This window comes from Modicisalibacter sp. MOD 31.J (genome assembly GCF_020147985.1).
GTDB classification, from domain to species: Bacteria; Pseudomonadota; Gammaproteobacteria; order Pseudomonadales; family Halomonadaceae; genus Modicisalibacter; species Modicisalibacter coralii.
In genome coordinates, this window is sequence record NZ_JAGXFF010000001.1 from 587,314 (window position 1) to 604,387 (window position 17,074).

Here is a 17,074-nt window from a genome sequence, read left to right on the forward strand (position 1 = left end):
CGATGACAACGGTCGGTGATGATCGGGGAATGCACGGCGTGTCTGTGGCGGCAACGTCCCGTTAGCCACCACGGTTGCGCCGAGTGTGGCCGAGCGCTGGCCATGAGGGTTGTCTGGGCGCGACCTGAGACGATATCGAGGGCGACGTCTGCCCGGGGGGCGAGGGGGGACCCTGGACGTGCCTGACATGTGCAGGTCGTTGGCAGACAAGTCGCCCTGCCGGGGCGTGCCCCAGAATGCCAACACGACGAGGGCCTCGGCAGGTGGTGGGGGCAGTCGTCAGGCAGCCCATGTTCCGGCAGGCAGAGACAACGATGACAATGAATTACTTCAATCCGGTGACCACCCAGACCTGGACCAACGGTCGCCACCGCGTGCGTTGCGTCAAGGTGATCCAGGAAACCTGGGACGTCCGCACCTTCTGCTTCATGGCCGAGCAGCCGGTGCTGTTCTTCTTCAAGCCGGGGCAGTTCGTCACCCTGGAACTGGAGATCGATGGCGAGCCGATCATGCGCTCCTATACCATCTCCAGCTCGCCGTCGATCCCCTACAGTTTCTCGATCACCGTCAAGCGTCTGCCCGACGGCCGGGTCTCCAACTGGCTGCACGACAACCTCAAGGTCGGCGACGAGCTGGCGGTGCACGGCCCGGTGGGCGACTTCAACGTCATCGACTACCCCGCCGAAAAGGTGCTGTTCCTGTCGGGTGGCGTGGGGATCACCCCGCTGATGTCGATGACCCGCTGGTTCTTCGACACCAATGCCAACGTCGACGTCGACTTCGTGCATTGCGCGCGCTCGCCGCGTGACGTGATCTATCACCGCGAGCTGGTGCACATGTTCTCGCGGCTGCCGGAATTCAAGCTGCACGTGGTCTGCGAGAACAAGTCCGACATCGGCGAGGCCTGGGCCGGCTACCGCGGTTTCCTCACCGAGGCGATGCTCGAGCTGATGGTCCCGGACTATCTCGAACGCGAGATCTTCTGCTGCGGTCCGACGCCCTACATGAACGCCGTCAAGCAGATCCTGCGCAGCAATGGCTTCGACATGAGCCATTACCATCAGGAGTCGTTCGGTGCCACGCCCCTCGACGTCCGCGAGGACGTTCGCGAACTCGCCGAGCAGGCCGAGGCCGAGGCCGAGGAGATCGATTACGCCGATCTGCTCCAGGTGGAATTCGCCGGGTCCGGCAAGAGCGTGCGCATCCAGCCCGGCGAGACGGTCCATGCCGCCGCCGCCAAGCTCGGCCTGCACATTCCCAAGGCCTGCGGGATGGGGATCTGCGGTACCTGCCGCGTGGGCATCAAGTCCGGCGAGGTCGAGATGGACCACAACGGCGGGATCACCGACGAGGACATCGCCGAAGGCTACATCCTGTCCTGCTGCAGCCGGCCCAAGGGGAACCTGGTGGTGGATTACTGAGACCCCGGTGTTGCGGCGCCGCGGTGTGCGCCGAACAGTCGGTGCAGCAGGCCGCGGAAGGCGGCCTGACGCCAGCGGGCGGGGCCGCTCGGCGGCATCAGGCCGGGCTTGAAGCCGGCGGCGATGAAGGGCCGGATCAGCGTCGGGTCGGCGCTGATCACATGGACCGGCACGTCGCGACTGGCGTCCTCTCCGGTGATCAGCGGTGCCGGCTGATGATCGCCGAGCACGATCAGCAGGGCCTCCTTTCCCAGATAGCGCTCGGCGAATCCGCCCATCGCCGCCAGCGCATAATCGATCGCGCGAATGTAATGGTGGCGTACCCGCTCCGGGTCCTGCCACAGGACTTCCGGGCTCGGGCCGGCGTCCGCCCAGGGCGCGAAACGCCCGCCGCCGGCCAGGCCGTCCCAGTCGTCGAGCAGCGGCAGGATCGGCGTCCACGGGGCATGACTCGAGATCATCGCCAGCTCGGCGAACAGCGGTCGCGCCTGGCGTTCCCGGTAGTCGGCGAAGAAGCGCCAGGTGTACTGGTCGGGCATGGTCACCCAGTTGAGGGCGGGCCCCTGATAGGGGATGTTGCGGGCGTCGAGGATCGCGTCGTAGCCCAGCCGGCGCCCGGCCGGCCAGGGGGCGGTGATCGCCGGCATGATCGCCACGCTGCGCTGCCCCGTGAGGCGAAAGTCGTCGACCAGCGTCGGCGCCCCCTGGGCCAGCAATAGGTCGTAATGCCGCTGGCTGGTCAACCACAACCCGCTGATCACGCTGCCGTGCGCCAGCCACGACTGCCCGCCCTGTACCGGTGCGGTGAGCCGGGCGCTGGCGACATGCAGCCCGGCGGCCGCAAAATCGCGGCGCAGGCGTTCGAGCCGTGGCTGGAGTACCGGAGCATAGCGCGGGTCGAACAGCGCCGATACGCCGTAGGACTCGATGAAGGTCAATGCCACGTCGTGGCCGGCCAGTCCGGGAAGTGCCCGGGCGGGGGCGGCCCGTTCGGCGAGCCGTCGGCGGAAGTCGCTCAGGGTGTCGTGTGTCTCCCGCCATTGCTGCCAGTGCCGCTCGATCAGCGTCAGCGCTGGCGTCGCCAGCGGTGCCGGCGCCGTCAGCGGGGCCAGCCCGGCGCCCAGCGGCACCAGCATCAGCGCGATAGCGGCCCGGTGGCGGGCTGCGACCGGTAGCGGACGGGCCCCGGCCAGCAGTCGCGTCAGCCCCCACGTCAGCATCAGCCACAGTGCCGCCGCCACCACGAGCCCGGTCACGGTCAGGAACTTGCCGACATTGTCGATCATCAAATGGTAGGCTGGGCGTGCCAGACTGGTGTCGAGCAAGGGATTGAAGGCACGCCCCAGGCTCAGCCGGGCCAGGGCGTCGAGGATCGCGAGCAGCACCAGCAGACTCAGCACGCCGGCCAGCCAGGGGGCGAGGCGGCGACGCGTGCCGCGACTCGGCAGGGCCAGCGCGAGCAGCAGCCAGGGCGCTTCCAGGGCCAGCCAGCCGTGTCCGGCCATGGAGTGCGTGAGGAACGTCAGACTGGCGAGCAGCAGATTGATGACGAATAAAATTAGCAGGTTATGATACAAGGGCTCGCTCCGCATCGGTAACGGCAGGCACCGGGCGTGGATGACGGGTTCCCATCATTGCCCAGGCGCGTCGGCAACGGCAAACCGCTATAGTGTGGGCAGTGAACAGAGGGGTCGCATTGTTAACTAGGGAATGAGGAATGCACATGAAGGTGTGGCAATGCTTGGCGCTGGCAGGCCTGTGTCTGGCCGTGCCGGTCGCCGAGGCTCAGGAAACGTCTGCACCCCCGCAGGAATCGAGTCAGTCGTCTCAGGCGCCGGCCGCCGACGAGGGCTCGTCGCAGCAGAATGCGTCGGCACCGCAGGGCGCCGCCCAGAATCAGCCGGCATCGACCGGGCAGGAAGCGCCCCCGGCGCCGCGCGAGGACTGGACGCCCCAGGCGCTCTTCGATCGCGTCATCGAACGGGCCAGGACCCTGGCCGGGCAGGAGTACAGCAAGCCCCAGTCCCAGTTGCCCGATGCCCTGAAGAATCTCGCCTACGACGATTACCGCAACATCCATTTTCGCAAGGAACACGCCCTGTGGCGTGACGACCGGCTGTTCGAGGTGCAGTTCTTCCACCCCGGTTTCCTCTATGACGTGCCGGTGGAAATGCACGTCCTCAAGGGCGGGCGCATCGAGGACATCGGCTTCGAGGCGTCGATGTTCGATTACGAGGATTCCGCGTCCGCCGTCAAGGAGGTGGTGGAGAAGACCGACCCCGCCAAGCTGGGGTTCGCCGGCTTTCGTCTGCACTATCCGGTCAACACCCCCGACTACAAGGACGAGATCGCGGTCTTCCTCGGCGCCTCCTATTTCCGGCTGGTCGGTCGCGGCCAGGGGTATGGGCTGTCGGCTCGCGGGCTGGCGGTCGACACGGCCACCCAGGGCGGCGAGGAGTTTCCGGCGTTTCGTGCCTTCTGGCTGGTACGCCCCGAGCCCAACGCGTCCGACATGATCCTCTTCGCGCTGCTCGACAGCCCCTCGGTCACCGGGGCCTATCGCTTCGACATCCATGCCGGTGCGAACACGGTCGTCGACGTCGATGCCCGGCTGTTCGCCCGCCAGGAGGTCGGCAAGCTGGGCGTGGCGCCGCTGACCAGCATGTTCCTGCACGGCGAGAACAGCCAGGGCGACTATGACGACTATCGCCCCGAAGTGCACGACTCCGACGGCCTGCTGATGCACACCTCGACCGGTCAGTGGATCTGGCGGCCGCTGTCCAACCCGCCCTCGCTGAACGTCACCCAACTGCGCGACACCGACCCGCTGGGCTTCGGCCTGATGCAGCGCGATCGCGACTTCGAGCACTATCTGGACATGGATGCCGGCTATCAGCGTCGTCCCAGTCTGTGGGTGCGTCCCGACGAGGGCGACTGGGGGCAGGGCGGCGTCGAGCTGGTCGAGATCCCCACCGACAAGGAGATCCACGACAACATCATCACCTACTGGGTCCCCGACAAGCCGTTCAAGGCCGGCGAGTCGCGGCGTTACCAGTATCGCCTGTCGACCCATGATGGCGCGGTGCCCGACGAGTCGCTGGGCCGGGCGGTGCGCATGCGCAACGGCTGGGGCGCCGATCCGGGGCAGAAGAACCCGCCCTCGCACGGCCTGCGGCGTTTCGTGGTCGACTTCCGCGGTGACGCGCTCGCCGGCCTCGATGCCTCGCAGCCGGTCAAGGCCGAGCTCAACGTCTCCCACGGCAAGGTCAACGACCTTCAGGTGCGGCGCTTGCCCGACGGCAAGACCTGGCGTGCGTCCTTCAAGCTGGACCCGCAAGGCGAGTCCGCCGACATGCAGCTCGAACTCAAGCTGCGCGGTCAGCGGTTGACCGAAACCTGGAGCTACCTGTGGAATCCCGATGTCCTGTGAAAACGACTCCCGTACACAACATCCGAGCCACGCCGGCGGCGCCACCCTGGGTGCCGTCGCCGGCGAGCGCCCCGATGACGACACGCCCGGCGCCGACGCTCACGAGGCGCCTTCCGGCGATTCCCGTTCGGCCGGTTGCCCCGGTGGCCAGGGCATGCCGCTGTTGGGATTGCGGCGGCTGATCTTCTTCACCCTGTCGGTGGTGACCAGCCTGCAGGGCGCCTACATGATGTTCGACATCCTGCGTGCCAACGGCCTGACCGTGCTCGAAGGCACCATCCTGGGGCTGTTCGTGTTCATGTTCGCCTGGCTGACGGTCTCGTTCTGGTCGGGGATTGCCGGCTTCCTGGTGGTGGTCTTCAAGCGCGACCCGCTGACCCTCAAGCGGGCCACGCCGCTCGACGAGACCCTCGATCCCGAGCGGCGCATCGCCCTGGTGATGCCGGTCTACAACGAGGAAACGTCACGCGTGATCGCCGGGCTCGAGGCGACCTGCGATTCGCTGGTCGAGACCGGCAAGGCGGCGGCGTTCGACGTCTATCTGCTCAGCGACACCACCGATTCGGAAATCGCCGAGGCCGAGCGGCGTGCCGCGGCGGCCCTGCGCAAGCGCCTGCCCGGCGGGCTGCGGCTCTACTACCGCCGCCGCGAGCGCAACATCGGCCGCAAGGTCGGCAACCTGGAAGACTTCTGCTGCCGCTGGGGTCAGGCCTACGAGAGCATGATCATCCTCGACGCCGACAGCGTGATGGGTGGCCGGACGCTGGTGCGCATGGCCGCCACCATGCAGGCCAATCCACGCCTGGGGCTCTTGCAGACCGTGCCGCTGCCGGCACGGTCCAATACCCTGTTCGGGCGCTTCCTGCAGTTCGCGGCGACCCTCTACAGCCCCATGCTGGCGGCCGGGCAGAGCGTCTGGCAGGGCGACACCGCCAACTACTGGGGGCACAACGCGATCATTCGCATCGAGGCCTTCGTCAATCACTGCGGGCTGCCGGCGCTGCCCGGCAAGGCGCCGATGGGCGGCGACATCCTCAGTCACGACTTCGTCGAGGCGGCGCTGCTGCGTCGCGCCGGCTGGGAGGTCCGGCTCCACGCCGGCCTCGAGGACAGCTACGAGGAACTGCCGGGCAACATGGTCGACTACGCCAAGCGCGACCGTCGCTGGTGTCAGGGCAACATGCAGCATCTGCGCCTGCTGCTCTCGCGGGGGCTGCACCCGATCAACCGCCTGCACTTCCTGCTCGGGGCGCTGGCCTACATGGCCTCGCTGCTGTGGCTGATCATGCTGGGCCTGAGTACCGTCGACGCCGTGGTGCGGGCGGTCGCCAAGGTGCGTTTCTTCAACGAGGGCTACCAGCTGTTCCCCGAATGGCCGGAATCCAAGGTGGCGATGATCGCCTCGCTGCTGGTGATCACCGTGCTGATGCTGTTGCTGCCCAAGCTGCTCGGGATGATCGTCGGCCTGCTCCAGCGACGGCGGGATTTCGGCGGCGGTTTCCGCCTGGCGGTCAGCGCGTTTCTCGAGGTGCTCTTCTCGATTCTCATCGCGCCGTTGATGATGGCCTTCCACGCCTGGTTCGTGGTCAGCGTGCTCGCCGGGCGCACCGTGTCATGGAGTTCGCAGGTCCGTGGCGGCCGCCTGATCCCGTGGCGCGTGGCGTGGCGGCGCACCGGGGCGATGACCCTGCTGGGCCTGCTCTGGGGCGGCGTGAGTTATTACTACGCTCCGTTGTTCTTCTGGTGGCTGTCGCCGGTATTGCTGGGCATGGTCGCCTCCGCACCGCTGCTGCGCTACACCAGCAGCATCCGGGCCGGTGAGTGGCTGCAGCGCCACCGCCTGGTGTGCATCCCCGCCGAGGTCAATCCGCCCTGGGTGCTCACGCGGCTGGAGCAGCTCGAGGCGAATCCGCCGAGCGACGAGGCGGCCGATGTCGATGCGGCATCGCTGCTGCCCGAGACCGAGCGACGTCAGACGATGCCCACCCAGTCGCTCAAGGCCTGGTGGGGGTTGGGTGGGGCCAAGCCACCGGCGGCGGAAAGCGCTTAGGCGATTAAGGTCTAGCCAAATTTCCACAAATAACTTCATGATATAAAGCATGGCGGTCAAAATGCGCACTGAATCTCTTTCAGCCGCAGGACCGCCATGTCTCCCGATGCCTGGATCTCGCTCGCGACCGTCGCCATCGCGTTTGTCCTGATGGGCACGACGCGTCTCGGCGCCGACATGATCCTGCTCGGCGGGGTGATCGTGCTGCTGACCCTGGGCGTGATCGGTCCGCAGCAGGCACTGGCCGGCTTTGCCAACGACGGCCTGTTCACCGTGGCGTTCATGTACGTGCTGGTCGCCAGCATCCGCGAGACCGGCGGCATGGATCTGATCATCCGTCACGTGCTGGGCCGGCCGCGCGGCGAGGCCGGCGCCATGGCGCGCCTGCTGGTGCCGGTCGCGACGATGAGCGCCTTCCTCAACAATACCCCGGTGGTGGCGACCTACGTGCCGGCGGTGATGAGCTGGAGCCGGCGACTCGACTTCAAGGTGCATCGTTTCCTGATTCCGCTGAGCTTCGCCTCGATTCTCGGCGGCACCTGCTCGCTGCTGGGCACCAGCACCAACCTGGTGGTCAATGGCCTGCTCACCGCGCGCTACCCCGAGGACTCGCTGCACCTTTTCGCCATCGCCTGGGTCGGCGTGCCGGTGGCGTTGGTGGGTCTCGGTTACCTGCTGTTCGCGGGGCGCCGGCTGCTGCCCGATCGGCGCAGTGCCGCCCAGGCCTTCGAGAACCCTCGCGAGTTCACCATCGAGATGGCCGTCGACCCGGAGGGCCCGCTGGTCGAGAAGACGGTCGAGGAGGCCGGGCTGCGTCATCTGCGTGGCTTGTTTCTGGTCGAGATCGAACGTGGCGGCAACGTGGTCAGCGTCGTCGGCCCGGGTGAGAGGCTCAAGGCCGGCGACAGACTGGTGTTCGCCGGTACCAGCGAGGCGGCCATCGAACTGCAGCAGTTCCGCGGGCTGCGACCGTCGAGCCTCGGCGAGTCGAGCCTGCAGAAGGATTTCCGCGAGCGCCGGCTGGTCGAGGCGGTGGTCTCCGATCAGTGCCAGTTCATCGGCCAGCGTATCCGCGAGGGGCACTTTCGCACGCTCTACGGCGCCGCGGTCCTGGCGGTCTGTCGCAACGGCGAGCGGGTCGACGGCAATCTGGGCCAGGTTCGCCTGCAGCCGGCCGACGTGCTGTTGCTCGAGGCGCGCCCGCCGTTCATCGAGCGCCATCGCCAATCGCGGGACTTCCTGCTGATCAGCCAGGTCAACGGCCAGGCGCGTCCGGTCCACGAGAAAGCCTGGCTGGCGTGGACGATCCTCGCCGGGGTGGTGGCGCTGGCCAGCTTCGGCGTGTTGAGCATGCTCAATGCGGCGATGCTCGGCGCCCTGGCGAGCCTGCTCACCCGCTGCTGTTCGGTCGGCGCGGCCAAGCGCAGCCTGGATACCCAGGTGCTGCTGACCATCGGGGCCTCCTTCGGCCTGGGCGCGGCGCTGGACAGTTCCGGGGCGGCGGCGGCCGTGGCCCAGCAGGCGATGACGCTGGCCGGCGGCGACCCTTACCTGATGCTGATCGGGGCCTATGTGCTGGTCGCGCTGCTCACCGAAGTGGTGACCAACAACGCCGCGGCGGTGATCGCCTTCCCCATCGTCACCGCCGGCGCCGAGAGCCTGGGGGTGAGCGTCATGCCGTTCGCCGTCGCGGTGATGTTCGCCGCCTCGGCGAGCTTCCTGACCCCGCTGGGCTACCAGACCAACCTGATGGTCTACGGCCCGGGCGGCTACCGTTTCGGCGACTTCCTGCGGGTCGGCGGGCCGCTGAGCGTGCTGGTGGGGGTTACCTCGCTGCTGCTGATTCCGCGGGTCTGGCCGTTCTGAGGCGTGGCGTCGGATGGCGTGATAGGCTGTGCCGTTCCTGTTCCATCCACACGGCGCCGAGGAGAATGGCATGGCACGCGAGCCACGGGTGATCGAACCCGCTAACGGACAGGTGGCGGACGCCGCGCTGATTCTGCTGCACGGCCTGGGGGCCGACGGCAGCGACTTCGAACCGCTGGTGCCGGCGCTCGGCCTGCCGCGCGAGCTGGCCCTGCGGGTCGTCCTGCCGCACGCCCCGGTCCGGGCGGTGACCGTCAACGGCGGCATGCGCATGCCGGCCTGGTACGACATCCTCGAGATGGACCTGTTGCGCAAGATCGACGTCGAGCAGCTCGAGGCCTCGGCGGCGACCGTGCAGGCGCTGATCGATGCCCAGCGCGAGGCGGGCATCGACAGCCGGCGGATCGTGATCGCCGGCTTCTCCCAGGGCGGGGCGGTCGCCTATCAGGCGGCGTTGACCTATCCGCACCGGCTCGCCGGCCTGCTGGCGATGTCCACCTACTTCGCCACCGGTGACACGCTCGACGTCGCCGAGGCCAATCGCGACCTGGCGGTCGAGGTGCACCACGGCACCTTCGATCCGATCGTTCCCGAATCGCTGGGGCGGGTCGGCTACGAGCGAGTCCGTGAGCTGGGCCTGCCGGCGCACTATCGCAGTTACCCGATGGCCCATGCCCTGTGCCCGCAGCAGATCGCCGATATCGGCGGCTGGCTGAAGCGGCGCCTGCCCACCGCCTGATCGCGTTCTTGTGCGGCGGGCGACGGCCCTGTTCTATTCCAGGCTGCCCTTGAGCTGATCGAGATCCGCCTTCGAGGGCAGCGACGCATAGGCCCCGGGGCGGGTCACGGCGTGGGCGCCGCAGCGACAGGCCACGTCCACCGCCCGTTCGAGACGCGCCGTGTCGTCGCACCAGGCGGCGAACGCGCCGGCATCGATGTCGTCCTCGGCGAGCAGGGCGAGCAGCCCGCCGATGAAGGCATCGCCGCCGGCGGTGGTATCCACGGCCCGGACCGCCGGCGGCGTGACCGTGAGCCGCTGATTGAGCCGGTGAACCTCCACGGGCGCGGCGCCATCGGTGATCACGATCAGCTTCACCCCGGCGGCGAAGCGTTGATTGAGCCAGGCGTCCACCGGATGATCGCCGCGCAGCGCCTCGACCTCGTCCCGCGAGAGCTTGAGCAGGTCGGCGCGATCGAGCAGCGCCGTGGCCAGGCCGATATCCACCTGGCCCTCGGGCCACAGGTTGTGGCGCAGATTGGCGTCGACACTGACCAGGCTGCCCGAGCGCCGCGCGATGTCGGCCAGCGCCAGGGTGGTCTCGGCGATCGCCTCTTCGGTGAGGCTGTTGCTGCACAGGTGGACGATCGCCGGCTCGGCGAAGATCCCCGCCGGTAGGTGCTCGAGGCGATAGAGCAGGTCGGCGGCGGGCGGACGGTAGAAATCGAAGGTCCGCTCGCCGTCGGCGTCGCGGGAGACGAAGGCCAGGGCGGTGCGGGCCTCCGTCGTCACCCTCACGCCCGAGGTGTCGACGCCGTGGCTGGCCATCTCGGCGGTCAGCAGGCGGCCGAAGCGGTCGTCGCCGACCATGCCCAGGAAGTGGCTTTCCACGCCGAGCCTGGCACAGGCCACGGCGACGTTGGCCGGCGCGCCGCCGGCATAGGGCGTGAAGGTCTCCGTGCCGCCGGTGTCGTCGCCGAGCCGGCTGGAGAGCATGTCGACGAGTGCTTCGCCGAAGGCGATGACGGGAATCATGAACGCTTTCCCTGACTGGTGGATGGGCTCTTGCCCTTGCCCCGGCCTTCACGCTTGGCGGCGGCGGTGTCGCCACCCTGGTTGCCGGGGAAGTGCTGACGGACCAGGGCCAGCAGGCCCTGGGTCGAGGCGTCGAAATCCTGGACCCGCTCGTCGATGCGCTCGCTGATCTCGCCGGCGATGCGCTTGCCGAGCTGGACGCCCCACTGGTCGAAGGAGTTGATGTTCCAGATCACCCCCTGGACGAACACCTTGTGCTCGTAGAGCGCGATCAGCGCGCCGAGGTTGCGCGGCGTCAGCTCGTCGAGCAACAGGGTGCTCGATGGGCGGTTGCCCGGGCAGCTGTAGGGGTCGAGCTGGCTGCCCTGCTGGCTGCCCTCCATGAAGGCGTTGGCCTGGGCCAGCATGTTGGTGAGCAGGGCGAAGTGGTGCTCCTCCATGCCCTCGTCGGGCTTGAGCGAGGCGATGAAGTCGATCGGCACGTAGCGGGTGCCCTGGTGGAGCAACTGGAAGAAGGCGTGCTGGCCGTTGGAGCCGGTCTGGCCCCAGACGATCGGCCCGGTCTTGTAGTCGACCGGGTGGCCGAAGATGTCCACCGACTTGCCGTTGGACTCCATGTCGAGCTGCTGGAGGAAGGCCGGCAACTGATGCAGGGCCTGATCGTAGGGCACGATGGCGTGGGTCTCGGCACCGTGGAAGTTGATGTACCAGATGCCGATCAGCGCCATCAGTACCGGCATGTTGCGGTCGTTGGGCGCCTCGATGAAGTGGCGGTCCATCTCGTAGGCGCCCTCGAGCAGCTCCATGAAGCCGTCGAAGCCGATCGACAGGGCGATGGGCAGGCCGATCGACGACCACATCGAATAGCGCCCGCCGACCCAGGCCCAGAACTCGAAGACGTTCTCCTCGCGGATGCCGAATTCCATGGCCGCCTTGCGGTTGGTGGAGGCGGCGATGAAATGGGCGCCGACGTCGGCGTTCTCGCCGGCGTTGTCGAGGAACCAGCGCCGCGCGGTCTTGGCGTTGAGCAGCGTCTCCTGGGTGGAGAAGGTCTTGGTCGAGACGATGAACAGCGTGGTCGCCGGGTCGAGCCGGCGCAGGACCTTCTGGATGTGGGCGCCGTCGACGTTGGAGACGAAGTGGAAGTTGAGGTCCTGGTTGCGATACTCGAGCAGGGCCCGGCAGGCCATGTTGGGCCCCAGGTCCGAACCGCCGATGCCGATGTTGACCACGTCCTTGATGCGCTTGCCGCTGTAACCCTGCCAGCTGCCGTCGCGCACGGCCTCGGAGAAGGCGCGGATCTGCTCGCGGGTACGCTTGATCTCGGGCATCACGTCCTTGCCGTCGACCATCAGCGGGGCGTCACCCTGGTTGCGCAGGGCGGTATGCAGCACCGGGCGGTTCTCGGTGACGTTGATGATGTCGCCGGAGAACATCTGCGCGCGACGCTGGACCAGCGCCGAGTGATCGGCGAGTTCGAGCAGCTTGTCCAGCACCGTGTCCGAGATGTGGTGCTTGGAGTAGTCGAGGAACAGCCCCCCGACACGCAGGCTCATCTTGTCGAAGCGCGCCGGATCGGCGCTGAAATAATCGCGGATGCGGTCGTTGGCGGTTTCCCGGTGGAGCGTCTCGAGGGCCTGCCAGGTGACGCTGCGGGTGAGTTGGAACATGGGGGGCGTGTCCTCTTGTTGTCCGTTTTGCTTGCTGGGCCTTGTACGAAAACTGCCTGCGCTCGTCGCCTTTTCGTACAAACCCTGGATGAATCGTGTCACCCGATCTTCTCAGAGGGCCTGACGCTTGTCACCGGGCGCTCGCCGGCTGCGCCGAGCCTGTGGCCCCGTGGCTCGTGCCACCTGGCCGTCACCGCCACCGGGCGCCGAAGGGTCATGCCACGCGCTGCCCGCGGGATTCCTCGAGCAGGGCGAACCAGGTGGCACGATCGATGGCATGGCTGCCATCCGCGGCCAGCTCGCGGATGCGCGACTCGCGCAGGGTGCCGATCACCGGTACCGGGCCGCCGGGTATCCGGCGCAGCCAGGCCAGTGCCAGTCCGGCGCGGCTGACCTGATACTCCTCGGCGAGTCGGGTCAGCGAATCGCCCAGCACGTCCTCGAAGACCGTGCCGCCCCCCAGCGGCGACCAGGCCAGGGGCCGCTGGCCGTCGTGAAGGACGGCATCGTAGCGGCCGTCGAACAGAGGTTCGGCGTGAGCCAGAGAGAGTTCCAGCTGATGGGCCACCAGCGGGTGGCGCATGGCGTCCTGCAGGCGCCGCCATTGCTCGGGGAGGAAGTTGGAGACCCCCACGGCGCCGACCTTGCCGCTGTCGATGGCGTCGTCCAGGGCCGCGGCGGTGGCCTCGACTTCGATCAGCGGGTCGGGGCGGTGGAGCAGGAAGTGATCCAGACGCGCGACGTTCAGCCGCGACAGCGCGGCATCGATGGCCGCCTTCAGATACGCCGGCGAGGTATCGTAGTGCTTGACGCCGTGGCCGGAGTCGTCGAGCTGGGGCAGCACGATGTCGGCCTTGGTCACCACGCGGACCCGGGCGGCCAGCGCCGGGCGGGCGCGCAGCGCCTCGCCGAAGCGTGTCTCGCCAGCGCCCTTGCCATAGATGTCGGCGTGGTCGAACCAGTGGAGCCCCTCGTCGAGGCGTGCCTCGATCCAGTCGGCCAGTCGCGCCGGGGTGTTCAGGGTATGGGCCTCGTGGAGGCGCATCATGCCCAGCAGGAAGGGCACGTCGAAATCCAGGGAATCGCTCATCGGGCGGTCTCGTCGCGGCTGATCGTGGTCGCCAGCAGATGCTGGGCACCGGGCACCAGCCATACCGGGTCGAGGCGCGTGCAGGCCGTCTCGACGCAGACGAAACGGTGGCCGGCCTCGCCGGGTACGTCGTCGGGGGGTGCGTCGTCGGGCTGCCAGACCACCGTCGAATCGCTGCCCTGCTTGGCGATGCGCAGGCGGCGCCGACCGTCGTCGAGGATCGTCTCGCGGTTGGACTGGTAGATGCGGTCGACCGCGCCGCGGATGCCCAGTTCGCCCTGCTGGACGTGCTCGGCGAAGTCCTCGAGCTTGTCCAGGTAGCGCGCCCCGGCGAGCCCCTCGACCCGACAGGCATGGCTGTGGGCGACGGCGAAATAGCTGTGCAGGGCGGCGGTCAGCTTGACCGGCGTCTCGCCGCGATGCTCGGTGATCAGTTCGACCTGCAGGCGCTGGGCGTTGGCGCGGATCACCGCACGCGGCACGAGTTGGCTGTGCAGGCGCTCGACGGGGGAGAGGTGCACCTCGACGCCTTCGGCGTGCTCGTCGGCGGCGTCGAGCCGCCACTCGGCCTTGCGCGCCGGACCGTGCATCGGTCCCGAGTGGTCCGGCGACTCGTCGGCGAAACGCTCGTCGGCGAACCACGGCCAGCACAGCGGAATGCCGCCGCGAATCGCCCCGGGCAGGTCCTGGGGCGTGGGGGTCACCCACAGCCAAGCGTCGACCGATTCGTCGGCCGGACGATAATGAAGCACCTGGGCGCCCTGCAACGACACCGCCAGTTCCCCCCAGGGCTCGTTGGCCAGCCACACCTCGCGGCCGGCCCACTCGGCGCGGCGCTGGCCGTGGGTCGCGTCGAGCAACTCGCGCAGGGATGCCGGAATCATGTCACCTCCTCGTTGTGCAATGCCTCGCAGGCGCCCAGCAGCCCCGTCCAGGGTGCCGTGACCACCCACACCGGAATGTCGGCATTGTAAGCGCTCATGCGGCCCTTGTCGGCAAAGGCGCGGCGGAAGTCGCTGTCCGGCAGCCAGTCGAGCAGGCGCGGCACGATCCCGCCGCACAGGTAGACGCCGCCACGCGCGCCCAGGGTCAGGGCCGCGTCGCCGCAGACGTCACCCAATATCTTGAGAAAGCGCAGCACGCTGGCCTCGGCCAGGCTCTCGCCGTCCCGCGCCGCCTGGGTGACCTGAGCGGGGCTGTCGAAGCGCGTTTCCGCGCCCTGCAGTCGGGCGAAGGCGTGATACAGGTCGAGCAGCCCCTGGCCGCAGAGCAGGCGTTCCACCGAGACGCGCCCGTAGCAGTCGCGGAAGTAGGGTAGCAGTTGCTGTTCGACGGCATCGGTGGGCGCGAAGGTCACGTGGCCGCCCTCGGTGGACAGCGGAATCCAGGCGTGACGGCCGGGGAAGAGGCCGGCCACGCCCAGCCCGGTGCCGGGGCCGATCACCAGGCAGGCACGGTGCGCCTCGGCCTCGCCGTTACCCACCGGGACCAGGTCGTCGGCGGCGACATGGGGGACGCCGAGGGCCTGGGCGGTGAAGTCGTTGATCACCTTGAACAGGGTCAGGCCCAGCGCCGCCTGGACCTGGCGCTTGGAGAAGCGCCAGGCGTTGTTGGTCATGCGCACTTCGTCGTCGTGGACCGGGCAGGCGAAGGCCAGACAGGCCTCCCGCGGCGCGGAGGCATCGCTCACCCCGGCCGCCTCGAGGTAGGCGTGGATCGCCGCCTCGAGGGTCGGGTAGTCGGCGCAGGCCAGGGTACGGATCTCGTAGGGCGCGAAATCCCCCGGCCGCACCAGGGCGAAGCGGGCGTTGGTACCACCGATGTCACCGATCAGGGCCGGACGGCTCATGCCTGCCGATCCCCGTCGACGTCGCGGGCCTCGAAACCGCCGAAGGTCGCCGCGCCTTCCTCGGCGCCGCCGACCAGGCTGCGGAAGCCGGCGAACAGCTCACGACCCATGCCGTAGCGGTAGGTCTCGATGTCGGTGGTGGCCAGCTCGCGGGCCTGCCATTCGGCATCGTCGACCAGCGCCCTGAGTTCGCCGCGTTCGGGGTCGAGGCGCACCACGTCGCCGTCGCGCAGCCGCGCGAGCGGGCCGCCGTCGTAGGCCTCCGGGGTGACGTGGATCGCCGCCGGGACCTTGCCCGAGGCGCCGGACATGCGCCCGTCGGTGACCAGCGCGACCTTGTAGCCGCGATCCTGGAGCACACCCAGATAGGGAGTGAGCTTGTGCAGTTCGGGCATGCCGTTGGCGCGCGGGCCCTGGAAACGCACGACGACGACCACGTCGCGGTCGAGCTCGCCGGCGTCGAAGGCGTCCTTGAGCTCGTTCTGGTCGCTGAACAGGCGTACCGGGGCCTCGACGCGACGGTGCTCGGGCTGAACCGCGGAGATCTTGATCACCCCCCGGCCCAGATTGCCGTCGAGCACCGCCAGCCCGCCGGTGGGCGAGAACGGGTCGCTGACCGGGCGCAGCACGTCGCGGTCCATGCTCTCGGTGGGACCGTCGCGCCACACCAGCTCGCCGTCCTCGAGGAACGGCTCCTTGGTGTAGTCGGAGAGATCGCCGCCGAACACGCTGGGCACGTCGCGATGGAGCAGCCCGGCGTCGAGCAGCTCGCGCATCAGGAAGCTCATGCCGCCGGCGGCCTGGAAGTGGTTCACGTCGGCCTGCCCGTTGGGGTAGATGCGGGTCATGCTGGGCACCACCGCCGAGAGTTCGGCGAAGTCGTCCCAGGTGATGGTCAGCCCGGCGGCGCCGGCCATGGCGACCAGGTGCAGGGTGTGGTTGGTCGATCCGCCGGAGGCCAGCAGGCCGACCATGGCGTTGACGATCGCCTTCTCGTCGATCTGCTGCCAGAACGGCCGGTAGTTGCCGCCCGGTTCGCTGTTGCGGATCGACTGCTCGGCGGCGTAGCGGGTCAGCGCCTCGCGCAGCGGGGTGCCGGGGTTGACGAAGGAGGCGCCCGGCAGGTGCAGGCCCATCATCTCCATCATCAACTGGTTGGAGTTGGCGGTACCGTAGAAGGTGCAGGTGCCGGGGCTATGGTAGGACTCCGACTCGGCCTCGAGCAGCTCGGCGCGGCCCACCTTGCCTTCGGCGTAGAGCTGGCGGACGCGGGCCTTCTCCTTGTTGGGCAGGCCGCTGGTCATCGGTCCGCCGGGGACGAAGATCGCCGGCAGGTGGCCGAAGCGCGCCGCACCGATGAACAGCCCCGGGACGATCTTGTCGCAGATGCCCAGGTACAGGGCGGCGTCGAACATGTTGTGCGACAGCGCCACCGCGGTGGCCATGGCGATCACGTCGCGGGAGAACAGCGACAGTTCCATGCCCGGCTGACCCTGGGTCACGCCGTCGCACATCGCCGGCACCCCGCCGGCGAACTGGGCGGTGGAGCCCATCTGACGGGCGGCGTCCTTGATGATGTCGGGAAAGGGGCCGAGCGGCTGATGCGCGGAGAGCATGTCGTTATATGACGAAACGATCCCCAGGTTGGCGCTGTTCATCAGCTTGAGCCGATTCTTGTCCTGGCTGCCGCAGGCGGCGAAGCCGTGGGCCAGATTGCCGCAGGACAGTTCGCCGCGATGCACGCCGTGACGGTGCTGTTCCTGCATGTGTCGCTCGTATTCGGCGCGGCGCGGGGCCGAACGTTCGCGAATGCGCCGGGTGACGCTGGAGACGGTGTCGTGGACAGCCATGGCAACCTCTTGTCACGGTCGGGGGGTGTGAGTATGTGTGTAAATTTACCAAAAAAATTACTTGAACGTCGTCATCCTTTGGGCCAAATTGTGGC

The 17,074-nt window shown here is 68.2% G+C and carries 12 protein-coding genes; 5 read left to right on the forward strand and 7 right to left on the reverse strand.

Annotation, left to right across the window (positions count from 1 at the left end; translation table 11 throughout):
• The first annotated feature begins 314 nt into the window (after positions 1-314).
• Positions 315-1,421 carry a hybrid-cluster NAD(P)-dependent oxidoreductase gene (locus KGR00_RS02680; RefSeq protein ID WP_129139049.1) on the forward strand — a complete coding sequence of 369 codons (1,107 nt, stop codon included), beginning with the start codon at positions 315-317 and terminating at the stop codon, positions 1,419-1,421.
• Here KGR00_RS02680 and KGR00_RS02685 read toward each other — a convergent pair.
• Positions 1,415-2,998 carry an alkaline phosphatase gene (locus KGR00_RS02685; RefSeq protein ID WP_224417761.1) on the reverse strand — a complete coding sequence of 528 codons (1,584 nt, stop codon included), beginning with the start codon at positions 2,996-2,998 and terminating at the stop codon, positions 1,415-1,417. The genes KGR00_RS02680 and KGR00_RS02685 overlap by 7 nt on opposite strands.
• A 146-nt stretch (positions 2,999-3,144) precedes the next feature.
• Between KGR00_RS02685 and KGR00_RS02690 the strand changes: the two genes are divergently transcribed.
• From KGR00_RS02690 to KGR00_RS02705, 4 genes are all read left to right on the forward strand, one after another.
• Entirely contained in the window at positions 3,145-4,851 is a 1,707-nt protein-coding gene (locus tag KGR00_RS02690; protein WP_129139051.1) for a glucan biosynthesis protein, read from the forward strand.
• Positions 4,841-6,901, forward strand: a complete 2,061-nt coding sequence (mdoH, locus tag KGR00_RS02695) for a glucans biosynthesis glucosyltransferase MdoH (RefSeq protein WP_224417760.1) — start codon at positions 4,841-4,843, stop codon at positions 6,899-6,901. The genes KGR00_RS02690 and mdoH overlap by 11 nt, the downstream gene beginning before the upstream one ends.
• A 96-nt stretch (positions 6,902-6,997) precedes the next feature.
• Positions 6,998-8,767, forward strand: coding sequence for an SLC13 family permease (locus tag KGR00_RS02700; RefSeq protein ID WP_129139053.1), 1,770 nt, complete (start codon positions 6,998-7,000; stop codon positions 8,765-8,767).
• Positions 8,768-8,837: 70 nt separating this feature from the next.
• Positions 8,838-9,506, forward strand: a complete 669-nt coding sequence (locus tag KGR00_RS02705; protein ID WP_224417759.1) for an alpha/beta fold hydrolase — start codon at positions 8,838-8,840, stop codon at positions 9,504-9,506.
• Between the two features lie 33 nt (positions 9,507-9,539).
• Here KGR00_RS02705 and KGR00_RS02710 read toward each other — a convergent pair whose 3' ends face one another.
• The 6 genes from KGR00_RS02710 to edd all read right to left on the reverse strand — a co-directional run bounded on the left by KGR00_RS02710 (position 9,540) and on the right by edd (position 16,979).
• Positions 9,540-10,520, reverse strand: coding sequence for a carbohydrate kinase (locus KGR00_RS02710; RefSeq protein ID WP_224417758.1), 981 nt, complete (start codon positions 10,518-10,520; stop codon positions 9,540-9,542).
• Entirely contained in the window at positions 10,517-12,190 is a 1,674-nt protein-coding gene (gene pgi / locus KGR00_RS02715; protein ID WP_224417757.1) for a glucose-6-phosphate isomerase, read from the reverse strand. Before pgi ends, KGR00_RS02710 begins: the two co-directional genes overlap by 4 nt.
• Positions 12,191-12,404: 214 nt before the next feature.
• Complete coding sequence (locus KGR00_RS02720) at positions 12,405-13,280, reverse strand: aldo/keto reductase (protein ID WP_129139057.1); 876 nt, start codon at positions 13,278-13,280, stop codon at positions 12,405-12,407.
• Entirely contained in the window at positions 13,277-14,164 is an 888-nt protein-coding gene (locus KGR00_RS02725; protein WP_224417756.1) for a D-hexose-6-phosphate mutarotase, read from the reverse strand. Before KGR00_RS02725 ends, KGR00_RS02720 begins: the two co-directional genes overlap by 4 nt.
• Positions 14,161-15,129, reverse strand: a complete 969-nt coding sequence (gene glk / locus KGR00_RS02730; protein WP_224417755.1) for a glucokinase — start codon at positions 15,127-15,129, stop codon at positions 14,161-14,163. The genes KGR00_RS02725 and glk overlap by 4 nt, the downstream gene beginning before the upstream one ends.
• Positions 15,126-16,979 (reverse strand): phosphogluconate dehydratase, encoded by a 1,854-nt coding sequence (gene edd / locus KGR00_RS02735; protein ID WP_129139060.1) that lies wholly within the window; start codon positions 16,977-16,979, stop codon positions 15,126-15,128. The genes glk and edd overlap by 4 nt, the downstream gene beginning before the upstream one ends.
• Between the last annotated feature and the right edge of the window lie 95 nt (positions 16,980-17,074).